The 1,342-nt window shown below is 59.2% G+C and carries 1 protein-coding gene; it reads right to left on the reverse strand.

What is annotated here, in order from left to right:
* Positions 1 to 90: 90 nt before the first annotated feature.
* Positions 91 to 552 carry an Hsp20 family protein gene (locus tag AC1DX0_RS35920; RefSeq protein ID WP_477223763.1) on the reverse strand — a complete coding sequence of 154 codons (462 nt, stop codon included), beginning with the start codon at positions 550 to 552 and terminating at the stop codon, positions 91 to 93.
* Between the last annotated feature and the right edge of the window lie 790 nt (positions 553 to 1,342).

Below are 1,342 nucleotides of genomic sequence, written 5' to 3' on the forward strand. Positions count from 1 at the left end.
ATTTGATAGCGAGTGTGCATCTCCATTCTCCGCAATTGGGCCTCCCGGTCGAGACCGGGAGGCGGACCGCAGCTTCATGAGTTTAGAAGATCAGGCGGCTTGGCGTGCGCGTTCCGTGTCCTGCGAGATTTGCTTGCTCGCATCAGCATCGCCGGACCCGATGCTGATGCGGCGCGGCTTCAGCTCYTCGGGAATTTCGCGGACAATGTCGACGGTGAGGAGGCCGTTCTCGAGGTTGGCTGCCTTGATCTTCATATGGTCGGCCAGCCTGAACGACTGCCGGAAGCTGCGATAGGCCAAGCCCTGGTGGAGCAACTGGCGTCCGCTCTGGTCATCGGCCTTCTGGCCCACGACAACCAGCTCCGGGCCATGCTGGGTCAGTTCAACCTCGTCCGGGCTGAACCCCGCGATCGCCATGGCGATGCGATAGTCGTTCTCACCTACCTTCTCGATGTTGTAGGGTGGCCAGTCAGTCCGCGTGCCGCTGTCGAGCATATCAAACAGACGGTCGAAACCAACGGTGGTGCGATACAGTGAGTCAAAGGTTCTCATAGCCACATTCTCCTTGAAGCAACATGGGTACAAGGGACGCCGCCCATGCGGCGCCGCCAGTCTCGCCGAGCCATACGGCCTCGACGGCAGATGAGTTAGGGCGGGCTCAAAATCGGTTCAAGACTCGGCTAGAAAAAATTTTGGAAGGCACTGTAAGCCCCCACATGGCACCGCCAGCGAGAGATGAATTGCCTCAGTTCGCCTCGTCGTTGCGCGGAAAGCCCAAGCAAATAGTCGCTGGCTTCTAACGCCTTGCCGGCGGCCGTAGTGAACGCCCTGCGGTCATGCTTCAGGAGCTTGATCCAGCTAGCCAAGTATGTGGCGTGGTCAACGCGGGGTCGGCCTCGATACCAGCTTCGGTCAGAGGAACGCGGGTCCGAGTTCGGAGTTTTTCGGTCGCGTACGCAACGTCGCCGAAGCGCTTGCCGAATTAGCGTTGCAGTCGCGACGCCGTCCAATGGATCGACTCGGGAAGCAGGACTCCCTGTCAGGCCTCAGTGGCACTGCTGATCGACGTGCCGGACGGCCTCTATTAGAAGATCGTCGATGCCATCATGCACCAGATCCGGGCTTGCCAGAACGAGCCCTCGCGGCGTGAAGTTTTCAACAATTGGATGCGAGCATTTGCCCATCGTGCCGGGAAGATCCCATTGCCATCAGCGAACTCGCTAGACAGTTAGCGGTTGACTCGTTCGCAATCCGTTCCAATTTTCTTCCCCAACGTCATTGGCCCGACGCCGAGATCGCGGCAGAATGGACACGCAGGCGATTCAGTTCAGGTGCGGAACAC

The organism is Mesorhizobium sp. P3_A9 (assembly GCF_056402975.1).